At 67.6% G+C, this 22,142-nt stretch carries 23 protein-coding genes and 3 pseudogenes; 12 read left to right on the forward strand and 14 right to left on the reverse strand.

Annotated features, from left to right (window positions below; translation table 11 throughout):
• Positions 1 to 514 precede the first annotated feature (514 nt).
• The 3 genes and pseudogenes from AC0693_RS34795 (at position 515) to AC0693_RS34805 (ending at position 7,283) form a co-directional block, all read left to right on the forward strand.
• Positions 515 to 5,668, forward strand: coding sequence for an RHS repeat-associated core domain-containing protein (locus AC0693_RS34795; protein ID WP_478804044.1), 5,154 nt, complete (start codon positions 515 to 517; stop codon positions 5,666 to 5,668).
• Positions 5,668 to 6,012 carry a hypothetical protein gene (locus AC0693_RS34800; RefSeq protein ID WP_478804045.1) on the forward strand — a complete coding sequence of 115 codons (345 nt, stop codon included), beginning with the start codon at positions 5,668 to 5,670 and terminating at the stop codon, positions 6,010 to 6,012. Before AC0693_RS34795 ends, AC0693_RS34800 begins: the two co-directional genes overlap by 1 nt.
• 420 nt (positions 6,013 to 6,432) lie before the next feature.
• A pseudogene (locus AC0693_RS34805) lies at positions 6,433 to 7,283 on the forward strand (IS5 family transposase).
• 390 nt (positions 7,284 to 7,673) lie between these two features.
• Here AC0693_RS34805 and ku read toward each other — a convergent pair.
• Positions 7,674 to 8,573 (reverse strand): non-homologous end joining protein Ku, encoded by a 900-nt coding sequence (gene ku / locus AC0693_RS34810; protein WP_478804046.1) that lies wholly within the window; start codon positions 8,571 to 8,573, stop codon positions 7,674 to 7,676.
• Positions 8,574 to 8,735: 162 nt separating this feature from the next.
• On the opposite strand from ku, the gene AC0693_RS34815 reads away from it, so the two are divergent.
• Complete coding sequence (locus tag AC0693_RS34815) at positions 8,736 to 9,095, forward strand: hypothetical protein (protein ID WP_478804047.1); 360 nt, start codon at positions 8,736 to 8,738, stop codon at positions 9,093 to 9,095.
• Between the two features lie 170 nt (positions 9,096 to 9,265).
• Here AC0693_RS34815 and AC0693_RS34820 read toward each other — a convergent pair whose 3' ends face one another.
• The 3 genes and pseudogenes from AC0693_RS34820 to AC0693_RS34830 all read right to left on the reverse strand — a co-directional run.
• Complete coding sequence (locus AC0693_RS34820) at positions 9,266 to 9,928, reverse strand: hypothetical protein (RefSeq protein ID WP_478804065.1); 663 nt, start codon at positions 9,926 to 9,928, stop codon at positions 9,266 to 9,268.
• Positions 9,929 to 10,141: 213 nt separating this feature from the next.
• Positions 10,142 to 10,624: a WapI family immunity protein gene (locus AC0693_RS34825; protein ID WP_478804048.1), complete on the reverse strand. Its 483-nt coding sequence runs from the start codon at positions 10,622 to 10,624 to the stop codon at positions 10,142 to 10,144.
• Positions 10,625 to 10,658: 34 nt separating this feature from the next.
• Positions 10,659 to 11,027: pseudogene (locus AC0693_RS34830) on the reverse strand (transposase); the annotation flags it as partial.
• A 28-nt stretch (positions 11,028 to 11,055) separates the two neighbouring features.
• Here AC0693_RS34830 and AC0693_RS34835 point away from each other — a divergent pair.
• The 3 genes from AC0693_RS34835 to AC0693_RS34845 are packed head-to-tail and all read left to right on the forward strand — an operon-like array spanning position 11,056 to position 11,925.
• Entirely contained in the window at positions 11,056 to 11,280 is a 225-nt protein-coding gene (locus tag AC0693_RS34835; protein WP_478804049.1) for a hypothetical protein, read from the forward strand.
• Positions 11,277 to 11,603 carry a hypothetical protein gene (locus AC0693_RS34840; RefSeq protein ID WP_478804050.1) on the forward strand — a complete coding sequence of 109 codons (327 nt, stop codon included), beginning with the start codon at positions 11,277 to 11,279 and terminating at the stop codon, positions 11,601 to 11,603. The genes AC0693_RS34835 and AC0693_RS34840 overlap by 4 nt, the downstream gene beginning before the upstream one ends.
• A complete protein-coding gene (locus tag AC0693_RS34845) occupies positions 11,596 to 11,925 on the forward strand; it encodes a DUF6233 domain-containing protein (protein WP_478804051.1) in 330 nt (109 codons plus the stop codon). Before AC0693_RS34840 ends, AC0693_RS34845 begins: the two co-directional genes overlap by 8 nt.
• A 30-nt stretch (positions 11,926 to 11,955) precedes the next feature.
• On the opposite strand, the gene AC0693_RS34850 is transcribed toward AC0693_RS34845, so the two are convergent.
• From AC0693_RS34850 to AC0693_RS34860, 3 genes are all read right to left on the reverse strand, one after another.
• Entirely contained in the window at positions 11,956 to 12,762 is an 807-nt protein-coding gene (locus AC0693_RS34850) for a phosphotransferase (protein ID WP_478804052.1), read from the reverse strand.
• A 320-nt stretch (positions 12,763 to 13,082) separates the two neighbouring features.
• Complete coding sequence (locus AC0693_RS34855) at positions 13,083 to 14,312, reverse strand: macrolide family glycosyltransferase (RefSeq protein ID WP_478804053.1); 1,230 nt, start codon at positions 14,310 to 14,312, stop codon at positions 13,083 to 13,085.
• Positions 14,313 to 14,370: 58 nt separating this feature from the next.
• Complete coding sequence (locus AC0693_RS34860) at positions 14,371 to 15,024, reverse strand: CatB-related O-acetyltransferase (RefSeq protein WP_478804054.1); 654 nt, start codon at positions 15,022 to 15,024, stop codon at positions 14,371 to 14,373.
• 99 nt (positions 15,025 to 15,123) lie between these two features.
• Between AC0693_RS34860 and AC0693_RS34865 the strand changes: the two genes are divergently transcribed.
• Positions 15,124 to 15,750, forward strand: coding sequence for a TetR/AcrR family transcriptional regulator (locus tag AC0693_RS34865; RefSeq protein WP_478804055.1), 627 nt, complete (start codon positions 15,124 to 15,126; stop codon positions 15,748 to 15,750).
• A 119-nt stretch (positions 15,751 to 15,869) separates the two neighbouring features.
• On the opposite strand, the gene AC0693_RS34870 is transcribed toward AC0693_RS34865, so the two are convergent.
• Both AC0693_RS34870 and AC0693_RS34875 read right to left on the reverse strand, forming a co-directional pair.
• A complete protein-coding gene (locus AC0693_RS34870; protein WP_478804056.1) occupies positions 15,870 to 16,043 on the reverse strand; it encodes a hypothetical protein in 174 nt (57 codons plus the stop codon).
• A 4-nt stretch (positions 16,044 to 16,047) separates the two neighbouring features.
• Positions 16,048 to 16,518, reverse strand: coding sequence for a hypothetical protein (locus AC0693_RS34875; protein WP_469321017.1), 471 nt, complete (start codon positions 16,516 to 16,518; stop codon positions 16,048 to 16,050).
• Between the two features lie 724 nt (positions 16,519 to 17,242).
• Between AC0693_RS34875 and AC0693_RS34880 the strand changes: the two genes are divergently transcribed.
• Positions 17,243 to 18,724 (forward strand): MFS transporter, encoded by a 1,482-nt coding sequence (locus AC0693_RS34880; protein WP_478804057.1) that lies wholly within the window; start codon positions 17,243 to 17,245, stop codon positions 18,722 to 18,724.
• 280 nt (positions 18,725 to 19,004) lie between these two features.
• Here the strand turns inward: AC0693_RS34880 and AC0693_RS34885 are convergent, their stop codons facing one another.
• From AC0693_RS34885 to AC0693_RS34900, 4 genes are all read right to left on the reverse strand, one after another.
• Positions 19,005 to 19,166, reverse strand: a complete 162-nt coding sequence (locus AC0693_RS34885) for a TraR/DksA family transcriptional regulator (RefSeq protein WP_478804066.1) — start codon at positions 19,164 to 19,166, stop codon at positions 19,005 to 19,007.
• Entirely contained in the window at positions 19,111 to 19,290 is a 180-nt protein-coding gene (locus tag AC0693_RS34890) for a hypothetical protein (protein WP_478804068.1), read from the reverse strand. Before AC0693_RS34890 ends, AC0693_RS34885 begins: the two co-directional genes overlap by 56 nt.
• Positions 19,287 to 19,433 (reverse strand): hypothetical protein, encoded by a 147-nt coding sequence (locus tag AC0693_RS34895; protein ID WP_478804058.1) that lies wholly within the window; start codon positions 19,431 to 19,433, stop codon positions 19,287 to 19,289. The genes AC0693_RS34890 and AC0693_RS34895 overlap by 4 nt, the downstream gene beginning before the upstream one ends.
• Before the next feature lie 171 nt (positions 19,434 to 19,604).
• A complete protein-coding gene (locus AC0693_RS34900; protein ID WP_478804059.1) occupies positions 19,605 to 20,225 on the reverse strand; it encodes a DUF6585 family protein in 621 nt (206 codons plus the stop codon).
• A 384-nt stretch (positions 20,226 to 20,609) separates the two neighbouring features.
• Between AC0693_RS34900 and AC0693_RS34905 the strand changes: the two genes are divergently transcribed.
• Positions 20,610 to 20,741, forward strand: coding sequence for a hypothetical protein (locus AC0693_RS34905; RefSeq protein ID WP_478804060.1), 132 nt, complete (start codon positions 20,610 to 20,612; stop codon positions 20,739 to 20,741).
• Positions 20,742 to 20,980: 239 nt separating this feature from the next.
• Entirely contained in the window at positions 20,981 to 21,364 is a 384-nt protein-coding gene (locus AC0693_RS34910; RefSeq protein ID WP_478804069.1) for an SH3 domain-containing protein, read from the forward strand.
• 69 nt (positions 21,365 to 21,433) lie between these two features.
• On the opposite strand, the pseudogene AC0693_RS34915 reads toward AC0693_RS34910, so the two are convergent.
• Positions 21,434 to 21,621 (reverse strand): annotated as a pseudogene (locus tag AC0693_RS34915) (IS5/IS1182 family transposase); the annotation flags it as partial.
• Between the two features lie 228 nt (positions 21,622 to 21,849).
• Between AC0693_RS34915 and AC0693_RS34920 the strand changes: the two are divergent.
• Positions 21,850 to 22,011, forward strand: a complete 162-nt coding sequence (locus tag AC0693_RS34920) for a hypothetical protein (RefSeq protein ID WP_031140725.1) — start codon at positions 21,850 to 21,852, stop codon at positions 22,009 to 22,011.
• Positions 22,012 to 22,142: the final 131 nt, after the last annotated feature.

Here is a 22,142-nt window from a genome sequence, read left to right on the forward strand (position 1 = left end):
CCGGGTAAGTCGTTCGGTACGGGGGAACAGGCCATTCCCCTGGCTGGGCTTTCCCATGCTTGGGGTGGGCGGCACACCCTGTGGGATCTCGTACGGATATTCGAGCCCGTGGCGTGACGGTGAGCGCAGCATCCGCCTTGCCTGATGCCGCGTTCCAGGAGGGGTTCAGTTGAGGAAGGCGCACACTCGAATTGCCATAGCAGGATGCCTGTCCGTCCTGCTCAGCTTGCTCAGCCCCATCGCAGCCAGTGCCTCGTCGGCGTCACCAGCGACACCTTCGGTTGTTGCCGCCGTCAGTAGTCCACCGCAAAAGGCCCAAGATCTGGCCACGCGCCGTAAACAGGTCTACGAGGACGCTGTTCATCCTCACGGGCCCCAGTCATCATCGGCACTTCGAGATGCCCCTGCCACAGGCCCGATCGGCCCTCAAGCGCAGGTGTCCGAAGCGCGAAAACGAGCCCTGGCTTCCGGATCCGGTAGCCACCGCGGGTCCGCAGCTGGCGGCATCTTCGGTGTGCCGGACGAAGTACAGCTCATAGGACCCGAAGGGGCGACGCGGGCCATCAGCCGCTCACGCTACGGACACCTTCTCTTCTTCGACGGCCCGGTGTTCATGGGCGAGACAGTCACTCTGTCCACGGGTATGGAGAACTCCGACTCGCAGATCGGGCCGAACGGCAAGTGGCTCGAGATGCCACATCAGGTGAAGGTCACCTGGAGGGTTTCATGTGGGAAGAACACCACCTTCGACCTGGGTCAGGTCGTGACTGCCCCGTCCTCCTCCTACGTGACGGAGAACAACTCGCCTATTCCGCAGGTCAGCATGCAGGTCACCATTACGCCAGAGCTGTGCCCCGGCGCGGTCTACCCCGGGTTCGGCTTCAGCGCGGCGGCCATCGGCACCGTTGACTCCAGCGGTGAGACTCCGGTCAATCTGCAGTTCGCGTCGTCGCTCTCGGAAGCTGAAGCCATTGGTTGCGGTACCGGGTGTGACACCACCGGTTTCTCCGAACCGCAAGTGGTTCGGAACGGCACGGTGAACACCGCGACCGGCGCGCTCTCCCTAACCGCGGACGACCTGGACCAGGCCGCGCCTGGAGGCGGTTGGTCCGCGTCACGCCACTACTCCTCCAGCAACACCGCGAGTGGCTCACTCGGGCAGGGGTGGAGCCTGCCATGGGAGGCCAGGCTCTCGAAGGACACCGTCACCGGCAACATCACCCTGACCTCGGACAGCGGATCCCGGCACATCTATACGAGCAAGGGTGGGGGCAGCAGTTTCGACGCTCCGAGCAGCAGCCGTTCCACTCTCAGGCCTCTCAGTGGTGGCGGATACTCACTGACCACCGTTCAAAACCGGATTCTGATCTTCGACCCAGCAGGTCTTCTGACCTCGGACAAGGACCGCTCCGGCCAGGGCGAGACCTACACGTACACCGGTGGACGGGTCTCGCAGATCAGCGGTGAAGGGGGCACCAGCGCCACGCTTCAGTACACGGGTTCCCTGCTCACGGGCGCCATCCGTTCGGATGGCCACCGTGTCGACTACGGCTACACGGGTGGCCGTCTCACTTCGGTGACCAGTGGCGGCAGTACCACGGAGTACGGGTACGACGCCTCCTTCCGCCTGAACTTCGTTAAGGACGGCAACGGCCATTTCCCAGTCCGCAGCGTCTACGACACCCAGGGCAGAGTCGTCTCACAGACGAACGCCACCGGCGCAGTCACCACGCACGCCTACAACGGCGCCGAGACGGACACCACGATGCCCGACGGAGGCGTGTGGACGGACATCTACTCCCATAACCACCTCTTCGCTCAGTACGACCCATTCGGAAACAAGACCGACTACACATATGACGGGCACTCCAACCTCACCCGAGTCGCCGACCCCCTTGGCAACGCACAGGTTTCCGTCTACAACGCTGCGGGGCAGCTGACCTCGGTCACCGCACCTGATGGAGCAAAACAGCGGTACGGCCACGACAGCGCTGGGAACCTGAGCACGTTCGAGGGCCCCACTGGCAACACCACAACCTTCGGATACGACACCGGCCGACGCCTCATCTCGGTCAAGGACGCTCTCGGCGGCGCAAGCGCCATGACCTACACGCCCGCCGGGCAGCTCAAGACCACGACCACGCCCTTGGGCAAGGTCTCGCAATACGAGTACGACGCCCGCGGCAACCTCACTGCGGTCACTGCACCGGACGGCGCCAGGAGCACGGGAACCTTCAACGCGGCTGGCCTGCCGCTGACGGTCACCGACCCCCGCGGGAACGCGAGCGGCGCTAGCCCCGCCGCCTTCACCACCACTTACTCCTACGACGGTGGCGACCGCGTCGCCTCGGTCAAGGACCCCAAGGGTGCCACCACGCTCAGCACCTATGACGCAGTCGGAAACCTCAAGACGGTCACGGACGCCGCCGGCCGGGTCACCACCCTCACCTACGACGCCGCGAACCGCCTCACCTCGATGACCGAGCCCGGCAACGTGATCACCTCATACACCTACGACTCCGTGGGCCGCACCGCATCCAAGACGGATCCCAGCGGCGGGAAGACGACCTACGGCTACGACAAGGCCGGACGCCTCCTCACTACCACCACCCCCCGCGGGAACGCCTCCGGGGCCAGCCCCGCCGCCTTCACCTGGACCTACGGCTACGACACAGCCGGAAATCAGACCAGCTTGAAAGACCCCGACGGCCGCACCACCACCACCGCCTACGACAGGAACGGGCGGCCCATCTCCACCACTGACCCAGTCGGCAACGTCAGCAAGACGGCCTATGACGACGCCGGGAACATCGCTCAGACCACGGACGCGCTTGGCAAGACCACCGTCTACACCCTTGACAAGGCTGCTCAGCTCACCGCGGTCAAGGACCCCAACGGGAACACCCTCGCTTTCGCCTACGACGCGGACGGCAACCGGATCTCGGAGACCTCCCCCCTCGGGTTCAAGACCACGTACGGCTACGACGCGGCAGGCCGCCAGACCTCCCGCACCGACCCCCGAGGCAACGCGACGGGCGCCGACCCCGCCCAGTTCACCTGGCGTACCGGCTACGACGCGGCTGGCAACACCACCAGCGAGACCGACCCCCTCGGCAACAAGATCGCCAGTCTGTACGACGCGCTGAACAACCTGACCGAGAGCACGGACCCCCAAGGCCGGAAGACCAGCTACGTCTTCGACGCCCTGAACCGGCCGGCCCAGGCCACGGCCCCTGACGGCGGCATCACGAAGACCGCCTTCGACACCGCCGGAAACCTCGCTTCGCAGACGGACGCCAACCAGCACGTCACCGCCTACGAGTACGACAAGAACGGCCGCCGTACCAAAGCGACCGACGCGCTGAACCGCAGCACCCAGTACGCATACGACCCCGACGGAAACCGGACCAAGGTCACCAACGCCCGCGGTCAGAGCATGACCAGCACCTACGACAGCCGCAGCCTGATGACCTCGACCACCTACTCCGACGGCACCCCCACCATCACCTACACCTACGACAACGCAGGGCGCCCAGCCACCATCGCCGACGCCTCCGGCACCCGGACCCTCACCTACGACGGCACCGGCAGGCCACTCACCATCACCGCTCCCGGCTCGGCCAACCCCTTCAAGTACACCTACCGCCCCGACGGATCCGTCAGCAGCCGGACCTACCCCGACGGCCGGGCCACCACTTACGCCTACGACGCAGACGGCCGCATGACCGGCCAGACCCAGAACGGCAAGACCACCACCTACGCCTGGGACATCGCAGGCAACCTGCTCACCACCACCCTGCCGACCACGCCAGCCCTCACCGAGACCCGAACCTACGACCAAGCGGGCCGCCAGGCTTCGATGACCGAAGGCAGCGGAGTCCGCCAGTTCCAACGCGACGGATCAGGCCGAGTAACCACCGAGACGTTCAAGGACGCGACCACCACCGGACTGCCCAAGCGCTACGACTACGACCCGGCCGGACGCCTCACCCGCACCTGCAGCGACACCAGCACCCTCATCAGCTGCCTACCCGGCACGACCGGCGAACGCTACGGCTACGACAAGGCCGGCAACCGCCTCTCCGTTACATCCGGCACCACCACGACCACCAACTTGTTCGACGCCGCCGACCAGATGACCAACAGCACGACCGGCGCCGCAGTCACCACCCTCACCTACGACGCCGACGGCAACCAGACCAAAGACGCCGCGGGAACCTACGCCTACGACGCCCTGGGCCGTCTGAAATCCACCACCACCGGCGCAGACACCTACACCTTCACCTACGACGCAGACGGCAACCGCACCACGACGAAGAAGAACGGAGCTGTCTACCGCTCCGCCCAGTGGGACATCAACACCCGCATCCCCCGCACCGCCACCGACCTCAGCGCCACCGGAACCCTCGTCGGCGACCACTACTACGGCCCACTCGGCGAACCCCAGGGCACCAGCACTGCCACCACCACCTTCTCCTACCTCCACGACCGCCAGGACTCCATCACCTCCGTCCGCGACCTCACCGCAGCCGAGAACTACAAATACAGCTACAGCACCTGGGGCACCGCCACCGGCATACCCGGCGTCGGCACCAAACAACCCAGCCCTTTCGGCTTCACCGGCACCATCAAAGACCCCACCCTCACCGGCCGCATCCAGCTACCCGCACGCAGCTACGCACCGGACTCCGGACGCTTCACCACCCCGGACCCTCGCCCTGACACGGCGCAGGCCGCGAACTCCTCCACCTACGCCTACGCCAACAACGACCCCGTCAACCAGTCCGACCCCACAGGTGCATGCCCGGCATGCATCGGCGCAGCAATCGGTGCAGTTGTGGAAGGCGGGATCTACAGCTGGCAGCACCGCAACGGTGGCTTCACCGCGGCCGGCTTTGGCAAGGCCGCCCTCACGGGAGCCGTCGTCGGAGGCATCGGCGGGTTGCTCATGCCCGGAGCCGGAAACATCGCCGCCAAGGCCCTCGGCTTGGCCGGTGGACGCGCACTGGCCACATCTGCGCTGGTCAACGCTGGTATCGGAGCAGGATTCTCCTACGCGATCAACGAATTTAATTGCCGTCCGACTGACCCGTGGGATCTCCTCTTCGGGGCAGCCGGTGGGGCCGGAAGCAGTCTTATAGGCCCTGGCATCAGTTGGTTCAAGGGCCTCTGGGCTCCTCGAGTCTCTGCACACGCGTTGTCGAAGTACGGTGCGTTCAGAGCGCTCCGACCGGGCGAAGGCCCGAACGCGAGCCTTGTTCGTCCAGGTAGCGACCCAGATGTTCTGCCCTGGCAGCACATCTTCGCTAATGACGAGTCATCGCCATGGATCTCAACCACAATAGATCCGAAGGTCATGGTCGGCAGGTACGGAAGCGGCAGCACTAAGGGGCCTAGGGGTGAAAACGGATACATTGCGATTGACCTGACCAAGGTAAATTCTGAGGTGGTCCGAGCGCTCGACGGAATTGATGTTCCGCCAGGTATTCTGCAGTCCACGGGAGTAGATGTTCGACAAATGGCGTGGAGAGATAAGGAAATCCTGATCAAGGGGCGGCTGCCGCACGAGGCAATCGTCCATTACTGGCCGCCGGGAACCAGCTTGAAGAAAATCCTGGAGGATTCGGGGCACTCTACACCCGATACGAACTGGGATGTGTGGGACTAATGAGCGCAGATCAGGGTGAAAGGCTTGAAGCCGACTGGGAGATTACCATGGGAGGTAATCCCATCGGACTCCTCTACGTGACAGCACATGACTGGCCCTGGATCCATTGCAAATTCAAACCACTTGGCGGCTGGGAATCTGCGAGTGGGCTGTTCGAGGTGCAGAACGAAGCGGCACGTGAGGGGTTTCCCGCTGATAAGGGGTGGGCGACAAAGGAGATCTTGGGTCGGGGTGTGGAGTTGCGCTCGCTAGACACCGAACGGTATCGCGACATGCAGCCCCTCATGATCTTCATCAATGGTTCCGCAGCCCGGTTCCGCCCAATAACAGAAGACAACCCTTAACCCTGGATCAGGGGGAAGGTGTAGACCGTCCAGATTCACGCTGGCCCTGTTGACCGAATTCAGCAGGGACCAGTGCGGCCGTCCCAGCGGCGGGGGCTGGCACCAAAACCGCAAAGGAAAGGGCCGCCGCGAGGCCGTGCCCAGTTGACCAGAGTGGCAGCGCTGGCCGCCGCTGTTGACACCCACACTCTGATCTCGTCATCCACCACCCAGTGCCCACCGGGCGGTGGATGACGCACGGACCTGGCCGAACCACTGGACAGCCCCGACGCCTGGTTGGGGCACTCACCGCCGAAGCACTACGTCCGCATATTGCACGCGTTCGCCCTACTCGGCACCGCTTAGAGGGCGTCTGATCTAGGTAGTTGGTGTTCTGGGATGGTTTTGTGACTGCCGCCGTTGGCGGTCGTTGGATGAGGCGTGAGTGTTCGTCGTCCGTACCGCAGTGATGTGTCCGACGCCCGCTGGCCTTGATCGAACCGATCTTCGACGCCTGGCGGGCGAGACGGACCGGACCCGGAACGGCAGCCCGGGTGCACGACCTGCGAGAGATCGTCAACGCGATCCTCTACGTCAACCGCACCGGCATCCCGTGGGAGTACCTGCCGCACGACTTTCCGCCGCACAAGACCGTCTACGACTACTACGCGAAGTGGGAAGCCGACGGCACCACCCAGCAGGTCCACGACCTGCTACGCGACAAGACCCGCCGATTCCACGGCCGCCAGGCGGAGCCGACTGCGGCCGTGGTGGACGCGCAGAGCGTGAAGACCTCGGCAAACGTCGCCGAGACCAGCCAGGGCATCGACGCCGGCAAGAAGATCAAAGGACGCAAGCACCACCTGATCACCGACACTCTCGGCCTGGTGCTGGCCGTCCTCGTCACCGCCGCCGACGTGCACGACACCGCCGGCGGCAAGCTCCTGCTCGACGACCTGGCCGCAGCACATCCCAGCGTGTCCAAGGTCTGGGCCGACGGCGGCTACCAGAACAGCATCCTCAACCACGGCGCCGGTCTGGGCATCGATGTCGAGGTGGTGCAGCGGCCACGGGCCAAGGGGTTCGAGCCGCTGCCGAAACGGTGGGTTATCGAGCGGACCTTCGGCTGGCTGATGCAGCACCGCCGCCTCGCCCGGGATTACGAAGCCCTGCCCCAACGATCACGAGCGATGATCCATTGGGCCATGGCTAACAAAATGTCCCGCGAACTGACCGGAGAATCCGCACCAACCTGGCGAATCGAAACGGACATCCCACTCACATCCGCGTGAACACTGATCAGATGCTCTCTTACACCGCGCAAAACGACGCCCGGCCCTGTCGTCTTCGGTGGGACAGTTCACGACAGATGGGTACGGCGCCACTCGGTCGCGGCCCCCCGTCGACGCCGCAATGCCCGGCACCTTCGAAACAGAGCGCCGCGCGGCCGCCGACCAGAAGCTGCACCAGGACGTGACCGCGCAGGCGTGGATCCGCGAGCAGCGGTGGGCGCGATCCTGCGCTGTTCCCGCTGACGACCCAGCTGGGGTCCCCTGAGTCGGACTGGAGCCCGCGCCCTTCCTGGCCGCGGGCACCGCGGCGCCGCACGCCCTGCTCCCTTCGGCCCTGTGCGAGGCACGCTGCTGGAATTGGGCATTGCGGCCGCGGTCAGAGTGGGGCCGTCAGGCACTACGGCGCGGCGTCTTCTTCGCGGGCGCCTTCTTGGCCGCGGTCTTCTTTCCGGCAGCCGCCTTCTTCGTAGCACCTTTTTTGCCGGGGAGTTCGTGCACGGTGCCGGGCTGGCTGCGCGTGGCCTTGGCGTCCTGGACGGATCTCTCCAGCATGGCCATAAGGTCGACGACCTCAGCCGAGGCGGGCGGCGGCTCCTCGGCAGCCGCCGGCGGGATACCGCTGCCGGTCTTCGCGGCGATGACCTGCTCCAGCGCGTCCCGGTACCCGTCGTGGATCTCCTCCAGGGCGAGGCCGCTGAGGGACTCGGTGAGCCGCACAGCGGCGTCCACCTCCTCATCCGAGACCTCCACCTCGGGGACGGGCACATGGGAGGAGGCGCGGATCTCATCGGGCCATCGCATGGCGTGCAGGATGATCACGTTGTCCTTGACCCGCAGGAGGCCCAGCCGCTCGCGGTCGCGCATCGCGAATTTCGCGACGGCCACCTTGCTGCTGCGCTCCAGCGCCTGCCGCAGCAGCTCATACGGCTTCGCGGCGACGCTCTCGCTCGCGGCCAGGTAGTACGAAGCGCCGATCTGGATGGGATTGATGCTTGCCGCCGGGACGAAGGAGACGATCTCGATCGCCTTCGCCGTGGGCAGGGGCATGCTGTCGAGGTCCTCGTCGGTGACGGGGATGAGGGTTCCGGTCGCCGTTTCGTACCCACGGACGATCTCGTCCTGGCGAAGCTCTTTCCCATCCAGCTCGCACACCTTGCGGTAGCGGATCCGGCCGCCGTCGGCGGTGTGGATCTGCCGGAAGCTGATGTCGTGCGACTCCGTCGCCGGGACCACCTTGATCGGAATCGTCACCAGGCCGAAGGAGATCGCACCGGACCAGATGGGACGCACTGGAACCTCCAGGAGTAGCGGCCCCCTACCAGCGTCGCACCTTCCCCCAGCCCCGCGCCTGAGGGAAGGTCCGTCCGGGCGGTGCCCGCGGGGCCGCCGTACGAGGGACCCGGCGGAGCGGCGATGGCTCCACCGTAAATCGAACACGTTTACGATGATGCCGTGACGACACCCGACGCGAGTCCCTTCCCCGACGACCTCCTCACGTTCCAGGAGCAGCTGCACCGCGCCCATGCCGACCACCGAACCTTCCTGGCCCAGCTGTCCTGGAGCGTGGAGCCGATGAAGGGCTGGGCCCGCGGGGAGGAGTACTCCCACCGCGGTGATGTCCCGAACAGCCCCGGCTGGTCCCGGGAGGAGAAAGCCACGGTGGAACGGATGTGGACGGAGATCGGCGAGCTGTCGATCGCCGTGGGGTCCCATCCCCACTGGGCGACGCTGCCCAGAGAAGAGGTCGTGGCCGCTCGCATGGACCTCAAGAAGCGTGCCCGCTTGCTGATCACTTCCGCCGAGGTGGAGTAGCCCGGCACCCAAGTCCACCCCTTCCGACTCCGCCGCAGCGGTGAACCCAGCCCCTGCCCCGTCGCCGGCGGGAGCCCGCGGTGGCGGCACCCCGGGGCCCGTGTGACTGAGCACGGTAGTTGGCCCCTCCGGCCAACAACGTGCTCAGATCCAGCGGCATCGGCGAACGGTCAGCCGCCGTGGAGGCCCCAATCGTCGAGGCCGCTGTAGACGTGGGCTTCGAGACACCGAGGGGCATCGAGACCGATGGCTTCGCCGCGGTAGAAGGCGATCAGCGAGTCCCTACCCCGCCACCAGGTGTCAGTCAGGCCCTGCACTTCAGCTACCGGCTCGTAGCCGGCGAGGTCCAAAGACTCGACGGCTTTGCCGGTGATCTTCGTGACGGTCTTGGCCCAGCGTCCCGCATGGGCGGCCAGCGCCAACGATTCGACCCATCCGTCCGTGCTGGCGTGCAGGGGTGTCCAGCGGTAGGCATCGATCCCGAACGCGCCGTCTGGGCCGATCATGAATCCGTAGGCCATGGAGACCCGGCAGCTCCCGGCCTGGAACCGCCAGCCCTCCGCGGCCGAGCCCTCGGGACAGCTGGCGTTCAGGATGCGCGGGCCACCTTCGTACGCCGGGGCCGGCGGCAGGGCAAGGCCACCCCAGCAGTCCTGGAAGGCCACGGCGCGGTCGATCTCCGCAGCAGGGATCCCGTGCCGGATCCACGCGTCGCGGTGGCGCCCGATGCCCTGCCCAGGGACACGGATGCCGTCCACCTCGACGAACCTCTGGGCCCTGGGGCTCAGGCTTGCAGGCACGACCGGGACCGGCGAGACGGAGGCGTCGGCCATCACCGGTGCTCCGCAGCACGAGCAGGTGAATCCGAGATCACTGGTCATGTCGCTGGAGCGTAATGACCAGCTCCAGCACCGCCTCGGCCGGGAGTCCCTTACCCGCCGCCCAGCGGGGCCATCCCCAGCACTCGCCCGGGCTTCCCAATGGAGAAGTCAAGCCTCGGCCGCCTGTGGGGATGCGTGGGCCTATGCCCTGGGGGCTGAGGTTGATCAGCGGGTCGGGAACGCAGTGAGCCCGAGATCCCACTGGTCGGCTGCTTCAAGGAGTGCGGCCACGTCCAGCCGTACCTCCACGACGAACTGGTAGATGTCCGCTCCGTTGTCACCCTGCTGCCATGGGGGTGCCGCTTCCAAGGAGAGGTGGACCCGAAGCACCACCGAGCCCTCAGATCGGTCGGCGAGGCTGAAGGCCAGGACTGGCTCGGTAAACCACGTGTCCGGGGACAGCTCGCCTTCGTCATCAAGCCCGGTCACAGCGACCCTTCCCGCTGCCGCCGCGCGCAGCCACGCTGATACCTCACGTGCTTCACCGGTCAGCAGGCACGGATCGGCAAAGGACCAGCTGCCCTCGGAGGTTGTCACCGCGCCACTGATGACCAGCCAGTTGTCGTCGAACGGGTTGGCCACAGCTTGGGGGAACTGATAGCCCAGCGGGCGGAGCTCGACACGGTCTACGTGATCATTCAAAAGCACTGACACACCATGTCACGGGCTGCCCCGGAGCTGTTCAGTGCGGGCCCGATAAGCAGAGCGGTGCCGTGGCAGGCGGTGGTGTGACGTCATAGAGGCGCCGGTCACGGATCAGGGCCCACAGGACGTTGACGCGGCGGCGAGCGAGGGCGATCACCGCCTGGGTGTGGCGTTTCCCTTCGGCTCGTTTGCGGTCGTAGAAGGTCCGGGAGTTGGGGTCGTAGCGGACGCTGGTCAGGGCGGACATGTAGAAGACGCGCTGGAGACCGCGGTGGTAATGGCGGGGGCGGTGGAGGTTGCCGCTCTTCTTTCCCGAGTCGTGCGGTGCCGGCGCGAGGCCGGCGAAGGCGGCCAGCCGGTCCGGGGTCGCGAAGAATGCGAGGTCGCTGCCGACTCCGGCAAGGAACAATTCGAACACGTGTTTCACTTGGTGGATGCAATCGTTCCGCTTCCCCCACGACCTGGTGGCGCTCCAGGCGGCGTGGCTTCGTACCTATGACGCGCTGGCCCAGGCGCCAACCGGATCCAGCACCACTGGGATCCGGCGGCGCCTGATCGGCCTGTCCCGCCCCTACTGGGCAGCGCCGGGCCGCTCACGGACGGCGTGGGCCGAACTCCGCCGTCAGGCCCGCCACCGCGCCTGGGACACCGCGGCGTGAGTACCGACCCGACTGGCCCGAGAGACACTGACCGCTTCCCCCAGGATCTGATCGCCCTCCAGCAAGCCTGGATCCGGATCTTCAACCGGCTCGCCTGCAAGCCTGTCGGGGGCGCGGCGGAGCTGAGGGCGGAGCTGTTTCAGCTCTCCTGCCGGATCGGGGCCCACCCGCACTGGGTGGACGGTGATCCGGGCCGGCTGGGGCGTACGCGGCTGTGGCAGGCCGCTCAGGTCGCGCCGGGTGGCGAGCTGCAGGTCCTGGTGTGGGTGGCCGCCGGGGAGTTCGTGGTGATCGAGCCGAAGGAGGGCAGTCGGCATGAGTGAGGTGGAGGCGCGGCTGAAGAGCTGGCGGGCTGTGGCGGCGTGGCTGGCCTGGCAGCAGCGCCAGGCCGAGCAGACCATCGCCGCACTCGAGGCGGAGCTTGCCGAAATCCAGGCCCGGCGGCCGCCGCCGGCGCCGCCGGAGTGGAAGGTGGAGATGACCCGCACCGCGGGCGGCCCAAGGGTGCACCGGGTGCATGTGGGGGACTGCACCATGGGCAGCGGTAAGCCTACCGACCGGGAGCAGGTCCGCCGGATGCTCGCCGAGGGCACGGAAGCGTGTCCCTACTGCGGCCCGGACAACCTGTTGGGCCTCGTCGGCTGAAAGGGATAGCGACCGCTGAGGGAGAGGGCGCTACAGGTCGGCCAAGTGCTCGCTCACCGGTTTGGCCAGCTCAGCGTAGAAGTCCACACGGTCGTGTGCCTGGAGGATCTGGGCGCACACGGTGAGCATGCCGGTGCGGGCCTCGGGCCGGTCCAGGACGGGGGCCAGCTCGGTGCGGATGCGGGCGGCCGTCTCGGGGGTGAGCAGCGCATACACGTACAGGGTGGCGGCGTCGTATCCGTAGGGGGCGCGGCCCCATCCTTCCCAGTCCAGGATGTGCGGCCCGCGGGTGATATTGCCGTAGTGGAGGTCGCCGTGGGCGGTGGTCCAGGTGATGTCCTGGACCTGGTGGCCGGTGAACTCGGCGATGACGCGGCGCAGGTACTCCTCGCGTACGGCGTCACGGTCCATCGGCGGCGGGACGGCGGCGAGGGCCTCCAGGGCGGCCGTCATCTCCCTCCACCACGTCTGGGGCAGGATCGGGTCCTCGCGGAGGACGGCGCGCGGGGAGACCATCGGGTCGGGGGCGAAGGCGTACAGCTCGGCCCGGTAGGCGTAGCCCTTGGTGGTCCAGTCCCGGATGTGGAACAGGTCGGGGCGCGGCACCACGGCGGGGAGGGCGCGGGAGGTGGACGGGCCGGTCCACAGCTTGCCGCCCTCGGTACCAGCCTCGGCGCAGACCACGCGCAACCAGTGCGGGCCGGCCGCGCCCGACAGGGTTCGGCCCCGGTACCCCCACACCCGGCGGCCACTGGCTCGCAGGCCGAACTGGTCGGCGGCGTGCTGCTGGGCGGCCAGCATCCGGTCGACGGTGGCGGGGGCAGGGGCGTCGAACATGGCGTTCCTACCTCGGCTGGGAGACGGCGGCCGCGTCCTTGGATACCAGCTCAGTGGCCGACGCAGATCGACCCGTTTTACCTGCCCTGGTGGAAGGTGGCCCCCCATGAAACAGACTGAGTAGCCACCCCCATGCCCCCCGCCCGTCTATGTCGACGGGGGCGGCGGCGGACGTGGGCGGGCGTGTGCCGCCCGCCGTGTTCGAGACGGCGACGGGGAGCGTGATCACGCACAGCTGGATGGAGTCGAACGAGCCGCGCCGGTGGGCGTCGACGCGGTCCGCCGTGATGTTGCGCAGGTACGTCCGCATCATCACGGCATCACGACCTGCGGCCGGGTTCCCACAGGGCGCAGCTGAGCGCGGGGCCCTCGGCGGCGGGCAGCATGCTCTCGATGAGGTCAGCAGCGCGTGGGGTGCCGCCCTCGGCCCGGGCGGCGGCCTGCAGCTGCTTGGACCGGTCGACCCGTTCCGGATCCGTGACCAGGTCGTTCAGTGCCGCGCGAAGGGTCTCGGGGAGGGCGTCGGCGGTGTCCACACGGCGGGCGACGCCGAGCTCTACGAGCCGGTCGGCGTTCATGAACTGCTCGGCTCCCTGCGGCACGGCGATCATGGGAACGCCGGCGAGGAGCCCTTCGCCACAGCTGCCCATGCCGGCGTGGGTGACGAAGGCGTCGGCCTGTTCCAGGATGGCCCGCTGCGGGACCCAGGAGTGCACTTCGACGTTGGGCGGGATGGTGCCGAGTTCCTCGGGGTCGGTGTACCTGCCGATCTGGAGTACGACGTGCCAGCCGGGCAGGTCGCCGAAGGCCGCGATGCACTGGCGGTAGAACGCGGGCCGGCGCGTGTACGCCGAGCCGAGCGAGACCAGCAGCACCTTGTCCGCGGTCGCCGGGCGGGTCCAGCCGTCCGTGTCCGCTCGGGTGTCGGAGCAAGGGCCGACGAAGGTCATCGTGTCGGTGTCGACTCGATCGGCGTGCGGCTGCATCGCTCGCGGGATCAGGGCGAGGGCTCGGGCGGGCGGCCCGGAGAACGTGTCCACGTCCGTGGTGGTCGCACCGCAGTCGGCGAGCCACCGCGCGAACTTGTCCCGGTACGCGTCCGCGCCCGGCAGCTTCCGCAGATGCACCGCGACTTCCTCCTGGTAGCCGTCCCAGCCGACGAACGTCGGGGACAGCTGCACGAGGGGACGGCCCTGCGCCTCGGCGAGGGCGCGCGCGGCATAGGCGCCGATGTCGTAGAGGTACAGGTCGGCCGGATCGTCGTCGTAAGCGGCGTGCAGTTGCGGGAGCGCCTGGACGGCATCGTCGAGGAAGAGGCTCGCCGCTGCGATGGGATCGGTAGGCCAGTCGTTGTCCGCGACGGGCAACGTCGAGGTGCAGCGCACCAGCTCCGCGCCGGCCGACTCGATCCGGTCGGCCACGAACGGGTCGTTGGCGTAGGTGACCCGGTGTCCGCAGGCCACCAGTTCACGGATGAGCGCGAGGCTGGGCAGGACATGGCTGACGATGGGGACGCCGACCATCGCGATATGGGCGCGGTGACGGGACATGGGCGATCACTCGTTTCTGGCGCGGGACGGGTGCGGGCGGTGTGGCGAGGACGCGGTGTCAAGGCTGGTCGAGCTGCGCGGCGGCCTCCTCCAGGTCGGCGACGGTCCCCGACATGATGGTGCGTACGTGCCTGGTGATGTGCTGCACGGGCCAGTCCCACCACGCCACGGCGAGGAGCCTGGCGGTGTCCGCAGCGTCGTAGCGGGTGCGGATGAGGCGGGCGGGGTTGCCGCCGACGATCCCGTAGTCGGGGACGTCGCCCGTGACCATCGCGCCGGCGGCAATGATCGCGCCGTGGCCGATGCGTACGCCGGGCATGACCGTGGCGCCGTGGCCGAACCACACGTCGTTGCCGACGACCGTGTCGCCGCGGCCGGGCAGGTTGGTGATCAGGTCGAAGTGCTCCGCCCAGGATCCCCCCATGGTGGGGAACGGGAAGGTGGACGGTCCGTCCATGCGGTGGTTGGCGCCGTTCATGATGAACCGGGTGCCCGTCCCCAGCGCGCAGTACTTGCCGATGACGAGCCGCTCGGGACCGTAGTGGTACAGGACGTTGCGCGTCTCGAACGCGGTCGGGTCGTCCGGATCGTCGTAGTAGGTGAAGTCACCGACCTCGATCAGCGGCGACTTCACCAGCGGCTTGAGCAGCACCACGCGCGGGTGCTCGGGCATCGGGTGGAGCACGGTGGGGTCAGCGGGAACGGGCGGCATCGTGGAGGCGGTTCCTCTCTGGTGAGCCTAGGGCGACAACTGTCGCGTTAAGATGCTGGCACAGCCCTGCCGCCTTGATCAACCGGATACTGATTGCCGATGACAGACCCACTGGACACGACGTCGGACCGCCGTCCGGGCGGTCGCACCGCCCGCATCCGCGCCCAGGTTCTCGATGCGGTGCGCGCCGAACTCGCCGAAGGCGGTCACGAAGGACTCACGATGGAGGGTGTCGCGACGCGGGCCGGAGTGCACCGCGCCACGGTCTACCGGCGTTGGCGCGATGTCGGCGGCCTGCTCGTCGACGTCATCGACGCCGCCGGCGAAATCGACTGGCAGCCGCCGGACACCGGCTCGCTGCGCGGCGATCTGACGGCCCTCAACCAGGAGATCCAGGAATCCCTGGTCGTACAGCCGTCGTTCCCCGTCGCCCTGATGGCCGCCTCGTTCCACTCCGAACAGGCCGCGCAGGCCCAGACGCGGCTGTGGACGGACCGGTACACCCAGTGCGAGGTCCTCGTCGAGCGCGCCATCGAGCGCGGTGAACTCCCCGCACAGCACACGGACGCGCGGGGCCTGCTGATCGCCGCCACGGCGCCGCTCTACCACCAGCTGGTGCTCATGCGTGCCGATCCGGACCCGCAGCTCCCGGAACGGACCGCGGAGGCGGCAGTCCTGGCGGCTGCCGCGGGTGCCTTCTCCGTTGGTCGGGAAGAGAGCGCCTGACCGAGGAGAGGGAGCCGGGGAACGAACGCAAGGACGATCAAGAGCGCGACAAGACCTGGATCACGCTGCGGTAGTCCTGGCTCAGGGCTGTCCCGTACGTGGGCTCCGTGGGGTGGGCTTCAGAGGAAGACCAGCGGGACGTCCTTGTCGACGCAGCGTCGCAGGACGCTCGCCAGCTGGCGGGCGTCTTCGATGTGCTGCTGGAGGAGCTGGTCGCCGCCCTCCTGTGCCCACTGGTTGGTGATCGCCTCCAGCCGGGCCAGAACCGACGCGCACTCGGAAGACGAGAGCACTCAGTCAGCGATGGTCGGGGCTCAGCAGCGTGGCGGCCGCGGCGATGAATGCAATGGATGCGTCCTTGGCCGCATGCCGCCGGGCGTCCAGTTCGGGCCGGTCGATCGCCTTGCGCAGGGCGTACGTGGCATCTGCGGCCTGCTGTGCGGGGCTGGCCAGCTCGGGGACCAGGACCTGAAGGCGGATGTGGGGCGCGGTGATGGCCGCCCGGGTGTCGTGGGACCTGGTCTGGGCCTCCAGCTGGTGCTCGGTACCTGCCACGGCCAGAGCCAGGCGCTCCCGGTGGAACATCGCCGAGCGGTGTGCGTCCAGTGCGGCCGCGAAGTCGGTGACGGCGCCGAGCTGGTCCTGGCGGTGGCTTTCGGTGCGTTCCTCGGCGCGTGCGGTGCGTGCCGAACGGTGCTGGAGGAGTCCGGCGGTCAGGGCGCCGGCGAGGGTGCCGAGTACGGCAACGATCGAAGGCCATATGGACATCAGGTACGGGGTCCTCTCGGGCAGTCGGTTTCGGTGGTGAGGTCGGCGTACAGCAAGGCACCGGACTGCGCCTTCAGGGGTAGCGCCCGCGCGCTCCGGACCTACCCTCGCGCCATGATCACTTACCCCGAGCCAACCTGCACACGGGACAGCCGGAAGTAAGGATCGGCGCTCTCCCAACACTCAGCACCACGTTTCCTGTCGCTGACGGAGCGTCTCCAGCCGTGGCCCACAAGGGTTCCTGGCTGTCGGTAACCAAGTGGCTGGCGTCTCCCGAGGCCGCCCGCCCGCGATGCCGGTCCGGAGAGCCTGGACATCATGGTGCTGCGACCCCGCCGGACAGCGGGGCTGGCCGTTGTGCATGTGTCGGTCCACCGGGGGCGCGCCGCGCCATCTGCTGTGCGTTGGCGCCCGGGGGTGTCGTATGGTGGTTCGGTTCCTGTGCCGAGGTTTCGGTGGCAGTGACCGGACTTCCTGTTCCTTCTGTGTCGATCTTGGGGTGACGTCTTATTAACCAGGCCATGTAGTCGTCCGTGTTTCCCCGCGTGCTGTGTTGTCGCACGTGTCCGGGGGCGGACGTCGCGCTGGCCTGAGTTGCGTCACCCATCCCCGCAGTTTTTCTTCCCGGGTGCAGCTCTGCCGTCTGCCTCGGGTTCCGTGTTTTCCGGCCCTGGTGCGGCTGTCGGCTGAGCTCCCCGATTCCTTTGGATCAGGAGTTCCCGTTTTGTCTTCCTCCGCGCTCGACAACGAGCCAGAGCACACCACCACCCAGACCCCGACCCACCCATCACCTGGACCCTCGAAGATGGCCATGGGGGCCTGGATCGCCCTTCTGGTGCTGCTGACCGCCGAGCTGATGAACATGCTCGACCAGTCGGTCGTCCTGACCGCCCTGCCCGCGATCCAAGAGTCGACCGGCGCTGGACCGGTCGCGGTGCAGTGGCTGACCACCGCCTATTCCCTGCCCGTCGCCGTCGGGCTGATCACCGGCGGACGGCTCGGTGACATCTACGGCCGCCGCAGGATCCTGCTCATCGGCACCGTCGTGTTCACCGCCGCCTCGCTGCTGTGCGGTCTGGCCACCGGTCCGGGCGTGCTGATCGGCGCCCGCCTGCTCCAGGGCGTCGGCGTGGCCGTGATGATCCCGCAGGTCCTGGCGACCATGCACGTCACCTTCGAAGGCCACAACCGCAGCAAGGCGTTCGGCCTGTACGGGGCCGTCATGGCCATCGCCAACGTCTTGGGCCCGGTCCTGGGCGGCGTGCTCACCCAGGCCAACCTGTTCGGACTGTCCTGGCGGCCGATCTTCCTGGTCAACGTGCCCGTCGGGCTGGCCGTACTCCTCATCGGACGCACATTCATCCCCGAATCGACCATCCGCAAGGCGGACCGGCTCGACCTGGTCGGCATGCTGCTGTCCGGCCTGGCCATCTGCCTGATCCTCTTCCCGCTCACCGAGGGCCACGCCCACGGATGGCCGCTGTGGTGCTTCGCCATGCTCGCCGTCGGCGTCCTGGTCCTCGGCGTCTTCCTGCGCCACCAAAAGCGCAAGCAGGGCAACGGCCCGCTGGTGACCCTGCCCCTCTTCCGGATCAGGCAGTTCTCCGGGGGCATGGCCGCGGACCTGCTGCACGGCCTGCTGTGCGGCCTGTTCTTCATGACCTGGACGCTGTACCTGCAGAACGGACTCGGCATGAGCCCGCTTGAGGCGGCCGTGGCCTTCGTGCTGCTCTCCGTGGGAGAACTGGGAGGCGCGACGGTAGCGGCGAAGACCGCCGGACGTTTCGCCCGCCGTCTGCCGCAGGCGGGAGCCCTCATCGCGACCGCTGCGATGGTCGCCTACGGGCTCCAGATCGGCAGCCACCAGGCCGGCCTGACCCTGCTGGCGATGACCGCTCCGGTGGTGCTGATCGGCTTCGGCCTGGGCATGGTCTCCGGCCCGCTCGCCGATCTGTCGCTGGCCAGGGTCCCGCACGAGGACGCCGGCTCGGCGTCGGGCCTGTTCAACACCGCCATCCACCTGGGCATCGCGCTGGGCACCGGGCTGACCGCCGTGGTGTTCTTCGCCGTCACCGGCGGCTCGCCCGATGGCGCGGTCAACCGCGACGCGTTCGTCACCGTGCTGTGGTGGGTCAGCGGCCTCCTCGCCCTGATGTGGGCTCTGATGTTCTGCCTGCCCAAGCTCGCGGACAGTCAGGACGCCTGAGCCACTCCCAGGCCCCGGCCGCCAAATCGGCCGGGGCCTGGGCCCTCAGCCGTACGCGTTCTCGCCCTCTTCGGCGCCGTCGGGGTGGGGAGTAGGCCCGGGCCGCGCGGAATCACCATGAGGCCGCACAGCTGACCTCCTTCCTCGACGGCACCAGCAGTCGCCCCAGCTTTCGCACCCCGCTCGAACGACGCCTCGCCACCGGAGGCTACGGATTTCCTCAAGGCCACGACCGCTTGTCGACATGCGGGAGCATCAGTGCACTGGCCTCCGGTCGACGTCAGGCGCGAGGTGGCGGCTGGCGCGCTTTGGACGCGCAGCCGACGCAGGTGGTCGCGGCCGGACGGATCTCCAGGCGTTCGGGCGGAATCGTTCCACCGCAGCCTTCACACTGTCCGTACTCTCCCTGATCGAGCCGTTTCAGCGCCCGGTCCAGCGCCAATCCCGTCGAAGTCGCGGCCCAGCGTGGCCGCCCGCGCGAGGGTGTCGGCGCGATCGGCCGCGAGGCGTGCGCGGGTGGTCGCGAAGTCGGACGGGTCGTGCTCGTCACGTTCTTCCTGGGTCATGTTCGGGACAGCGCCTTCAGCAGGTCGTCGCGGGCCATGTACGAGCGGCCGGAGAGATGGCCGGAGGCAGCCTGTTTGTGGAGGTCTGACTTCGGCAAGCCGCTCAGGTACTCCTCCGGGGTTGAGCGGATCCGCTTCTTCACCACTGGCTCCTTGTCGGGGGCGGTCGTTCTCGCGGACGGACGGGAAGGTCTTTGTTGTGGCCGCTGCGAGTAGGCCGGACGACCCGCCGTTCGGTCTGGCGTTGGCGTTCCTCGGCTTCCTCGCTGACGGGCTCGTCGGCTCGGCCCGGAAGTGACCGGACCCGGGCCTGGCTATCCGGCGTGCAAGGTCTGGGCTATCTGCATGAAGCTGTAGAGGTTCGGAATCCACCCCGACGGGTACACGGCGGGCCGGAATTTCTTGTGCCTCTTGATGACCAGGTTGCCGCTGGACAGGCGTATGTACTGGATGTGGCCCCAGGGGAGCGTTTCCGTGCCGAAGATTATGCCTTCCCGGCTCAGCGCCAGCTTGTACGCGGGTTTCGCGGGATCGGAAACGAAGATCCAGGGAGTGCCTTCCGCGATGCGGTTCAGCGCGCTGGGTACCCATGCGTTGGCAATGGCGACACGGAGCACCTGGGCCATTTCGTCAGACTTCTTCCAGGCCCCGCTGATGGGAAAATTGTGTCCGCTGTAGTCCTCGAAGTTGTAGAAGTGTGAAACCGCTCCGTACAGGCTGGTGGCGGACTCGTACATCTTCAGTTCGGGCCAGGTGATGGCCAGACACGTGCCGTCCTTGGCCCGGACCGCGATGCCGTTGTCGAACACGTCCAGGCGTTGGATGAAGTCCTTGCCCCGGGTACCTCCGTAGCTGTGCTTGTGCGCGCCCAAGTTGGCCTGGTCAGCGGTCATTCGAATATCCGAGGGCAGTGGTTCCATCATGATGTCCTTCATGGGGTTCGATCGCTTCATGTCACGTGGACGGACGTCATCGATCTAGGCCGGGACCACCCGAGAAGATGGTCCGGTGAGCCGGGCGCAAGGCGGTACCGAGGTCCTCGGCGAGGCGGCGCCGGGTGAGGAGTCGATCCGGTCGTCGCCTCCGAGACTGACCGCGCCGTCCCTCTGCGACCAGGTCGGCGGACCGGCCGTATCTGGCCGTTTGCCCCGTAGACCCTCCGACCAGCGAAAAGAGAGCACGTCAGGGGCAGGGGCGCCGCTGATGACCGGCTTGCGGCCGTGTCGGACATGGTCGGTGGTGGCTACCGGGCCTTTTCTGAGCCCCGGTCTACGACTCGAACCAACCGCGGAGAGCTCCGCCGACGCCGGACCCTGCCCGTGATCTCCCGCAGGGGCGCGCCGCACATCAAGGACGTGGGCAAGCTCCGCGACGTCGTCGAGCAGACCTTCGCCTGCCTCAAGAAGGCCCCGCCCGTTCACGACGCCGCCCACGACTGCCCGACGTCATGAATGTCTGACGTCTCAATTACATTTGATTAGCGTCTTACGGACTCCCCAACCGGAACGGGCCGCTTCCCCTGTTCCGGTTGGGGAGTTCTCGTGTGACAGGGGGCTGCTCTCGCCCCGGTGGCGCTAGCGTCGTGCGCGGCTCCGGTGTCTTTGAGCGGTGACACCGCTCGGCCGGCCCGGGCCTGCTCCTACGTACGTGTTCCGCACCCAGAACCGACGACGCAAGGGGAATCGATTCCATGACCGCCACAGCAGCACGCCGCACCATGTCACCGCGTCGCTCCGCCGCCCGCACGGCGGCCGTGGCGGCCCTGTCCGCCGCCGCACTCCTCGGCGGCGGTCTCACGGCCCAGGCCGCCACACCCGCCCGCACGACGGACGCGGCCGTGGAGCTCGCGCCGGCAGGTACGCTCGCCACCCGGTGCTACTACAGGGTCAACGCCAACGGCGGCCTGCAGATCCGCAGCGGTCCCGGCACGGGCTACGCAGCCGTCGGGTCCTACGCCAACGGTTCCACGATCCTCGCGTCGGCGTCCACCACCAACGGCTTCCGCAACGTGGGAACCAACCGCTGGGTCTCCTCGGCGTACACCGTCCGCATCACCAGTTATCCCTGCGAGTGACAGGGACCCGCGCTGAGGACACCGTTCCCCATCCCCTTCAAAGGGCCGTCGGCCGCCGGAAATCCCTCCGGCGGCCAGGGCATGGTTGCGGATCTTCTCGGTGGGGGGCAGTTCCTGCAGGGGCGTGTGATGCCCGTGGTAAGCCACGGACCGGCGCCCGGGGAGGCGAGATGGGCCACGATGGGAACGCCCTGGCGCTCGCCGATGCGGATGATCCGGTGGGTGCGGGCGGCGGCCAGGTCGTGACAGTAGGGCGGGCACTGCCGCTGACCCGACAACGGCACCGGCCCGGGTTGCCCCGGTTTTAACGGGCTGGTCATCTCGCGCAGTTTCCCCCTGACGCAGGGGAGAGGGAGGGGGAGGGAGCAAGTGCGCACTCCGAACCGCAACCCGCTCTGCTGCCCCGCTGGCGAGGTAAGAAACAAATAAACTCGAACGCATGGCCGGGTTGGTTCGGGGCACAAGGTGTCTCGGAGGTAATAACTATGGTTCCCCTGCTTCTTGTTCTTCTACTGGCTCTGATTCTCTTCGGCGCGGGATTCGCGGTGAAGATTCTCTGGTGGGTCGCGATCGCGGTCCTGATCCTGTGGCTCATCGGCTTCGTCGCCCGTCCGAAGGGGGGCAGTGGACGCTGGTACCGCTGGTAGCAGCGCTGCAACCTCGCAGACATGCTCTGCACGGCGGTGGGGGGGGGGGGGGGGGGGGGGGGGGGGGGGAGGGGAGGGGGGGGGGGGGGTCGCTGGTTTGTATTTGGTTGTGCGGGCGTCGCGGGGTGGGA

The sequence above is a fragment of the Streptomyces sp. NPDC043876 genome, assembly GCF_056435825.1.

What these genes read in the sequence shown, in the direction of transcription:
- AC0693_RS34800 (WP_478804045.1), top strand. Translation starts at nt 5,668, where the DNA reads ATGAGCGCAGATCAGGGTGAAAGGCTTGAAGCCGACTGGGAGATTACC.
- AC0693_RS34820 (WP_478804065.1), bottom strand. Translation starts at nt 9,928, where the DNA reads ATGGCCGACGCCTCCGTCTCGCCGGTCCCGGTCGTGCCTGCAAGCCTG.
- AC0693_RS34835 (WP_478804049.1), top strand. Translation starts at nt 11,056, where the DNA reads ATGCAATCGTTCCGCTTCCCCCACGACCTGGTGGCGCTCCAGGCGGCG.
- AC0693_RS34845 (WP_478804051.1), top strand. Translation starts at nt 11,596, where the DNA reads ATGAGTGAGGTGGAGGCGCGGCTGAAGAGCTGGCGGGCTGTGGCGGCG.
- AC0693_RS34850 (WP_478804052.1), bottom strand. Translation starts at nt 12,762, where the DNA reads ATGTTCGACGCCCCTGCCCCCGCCACCGTCGACCGGATGCTGGCCGCC.
- AC0693_RS34855 (WP_478804053.1), bottom strand. Translation starts at nt 14,312, where the DNA reads ATGTCCCGTCACCGCGCCCATATCGCGATGGTCGGCGTCCCCATCGTC.
- AC0693_RS34860 (WP_478804054.1), bottom strand. Translation starts at nt 15,024, where the DNA reads ATGCCGCCCGTTCCCGCTGACCCCACCGTGCTCCACCCGATGCCCGAG.
- AC0693_RS34865 (WP_478804055.1), top strand. Translation starts at nt 15,124, where the DNA reads ATGACAGACCCACTGGACACGACGTCGGACCGCCGTCCGGGCGGTCGC.
- AC0693_RS34875 (WP_469321017.1), bottom strand. Translation starts at nt 16,518, where the DNA reads ATGTCCATATGGCCTTCGATCGTTGCCGTACTCGGCACCCTCGCCGGC.
- AC0693_RS34890 (WP_478804068.1), bottom strand. Translation starts at nt 19,290, where the DNA reads ATGACCCAGGAAGAACGTGACGAGCACGACCCGTCCGACTTCGCGACC.
- AC0693_RS34900 (WP_478804059.1), bottom strand. Translation starts at nt 20,225, where the DNA reads ATGAAGGACATCATGATGGAACCACTGCCCTCGGATATTCGAATGACC.
- AC0693_RS34910 (WP_478804069.1), top strand. Translation starts at nt 20,981, where the DNA reads ATGACCGCCACAGCAGCACGCCGCACCATGTCACCGCGTCGCTCCGCC.
- AC0693_RS34920 (WP_031140725.1), top strand. Translation starts at nt 21,850, where the DNA reads ATGGTTCCCCTGCTTCTTGTTCTTCTACTGGCTCTGATTCTCTTCGGC.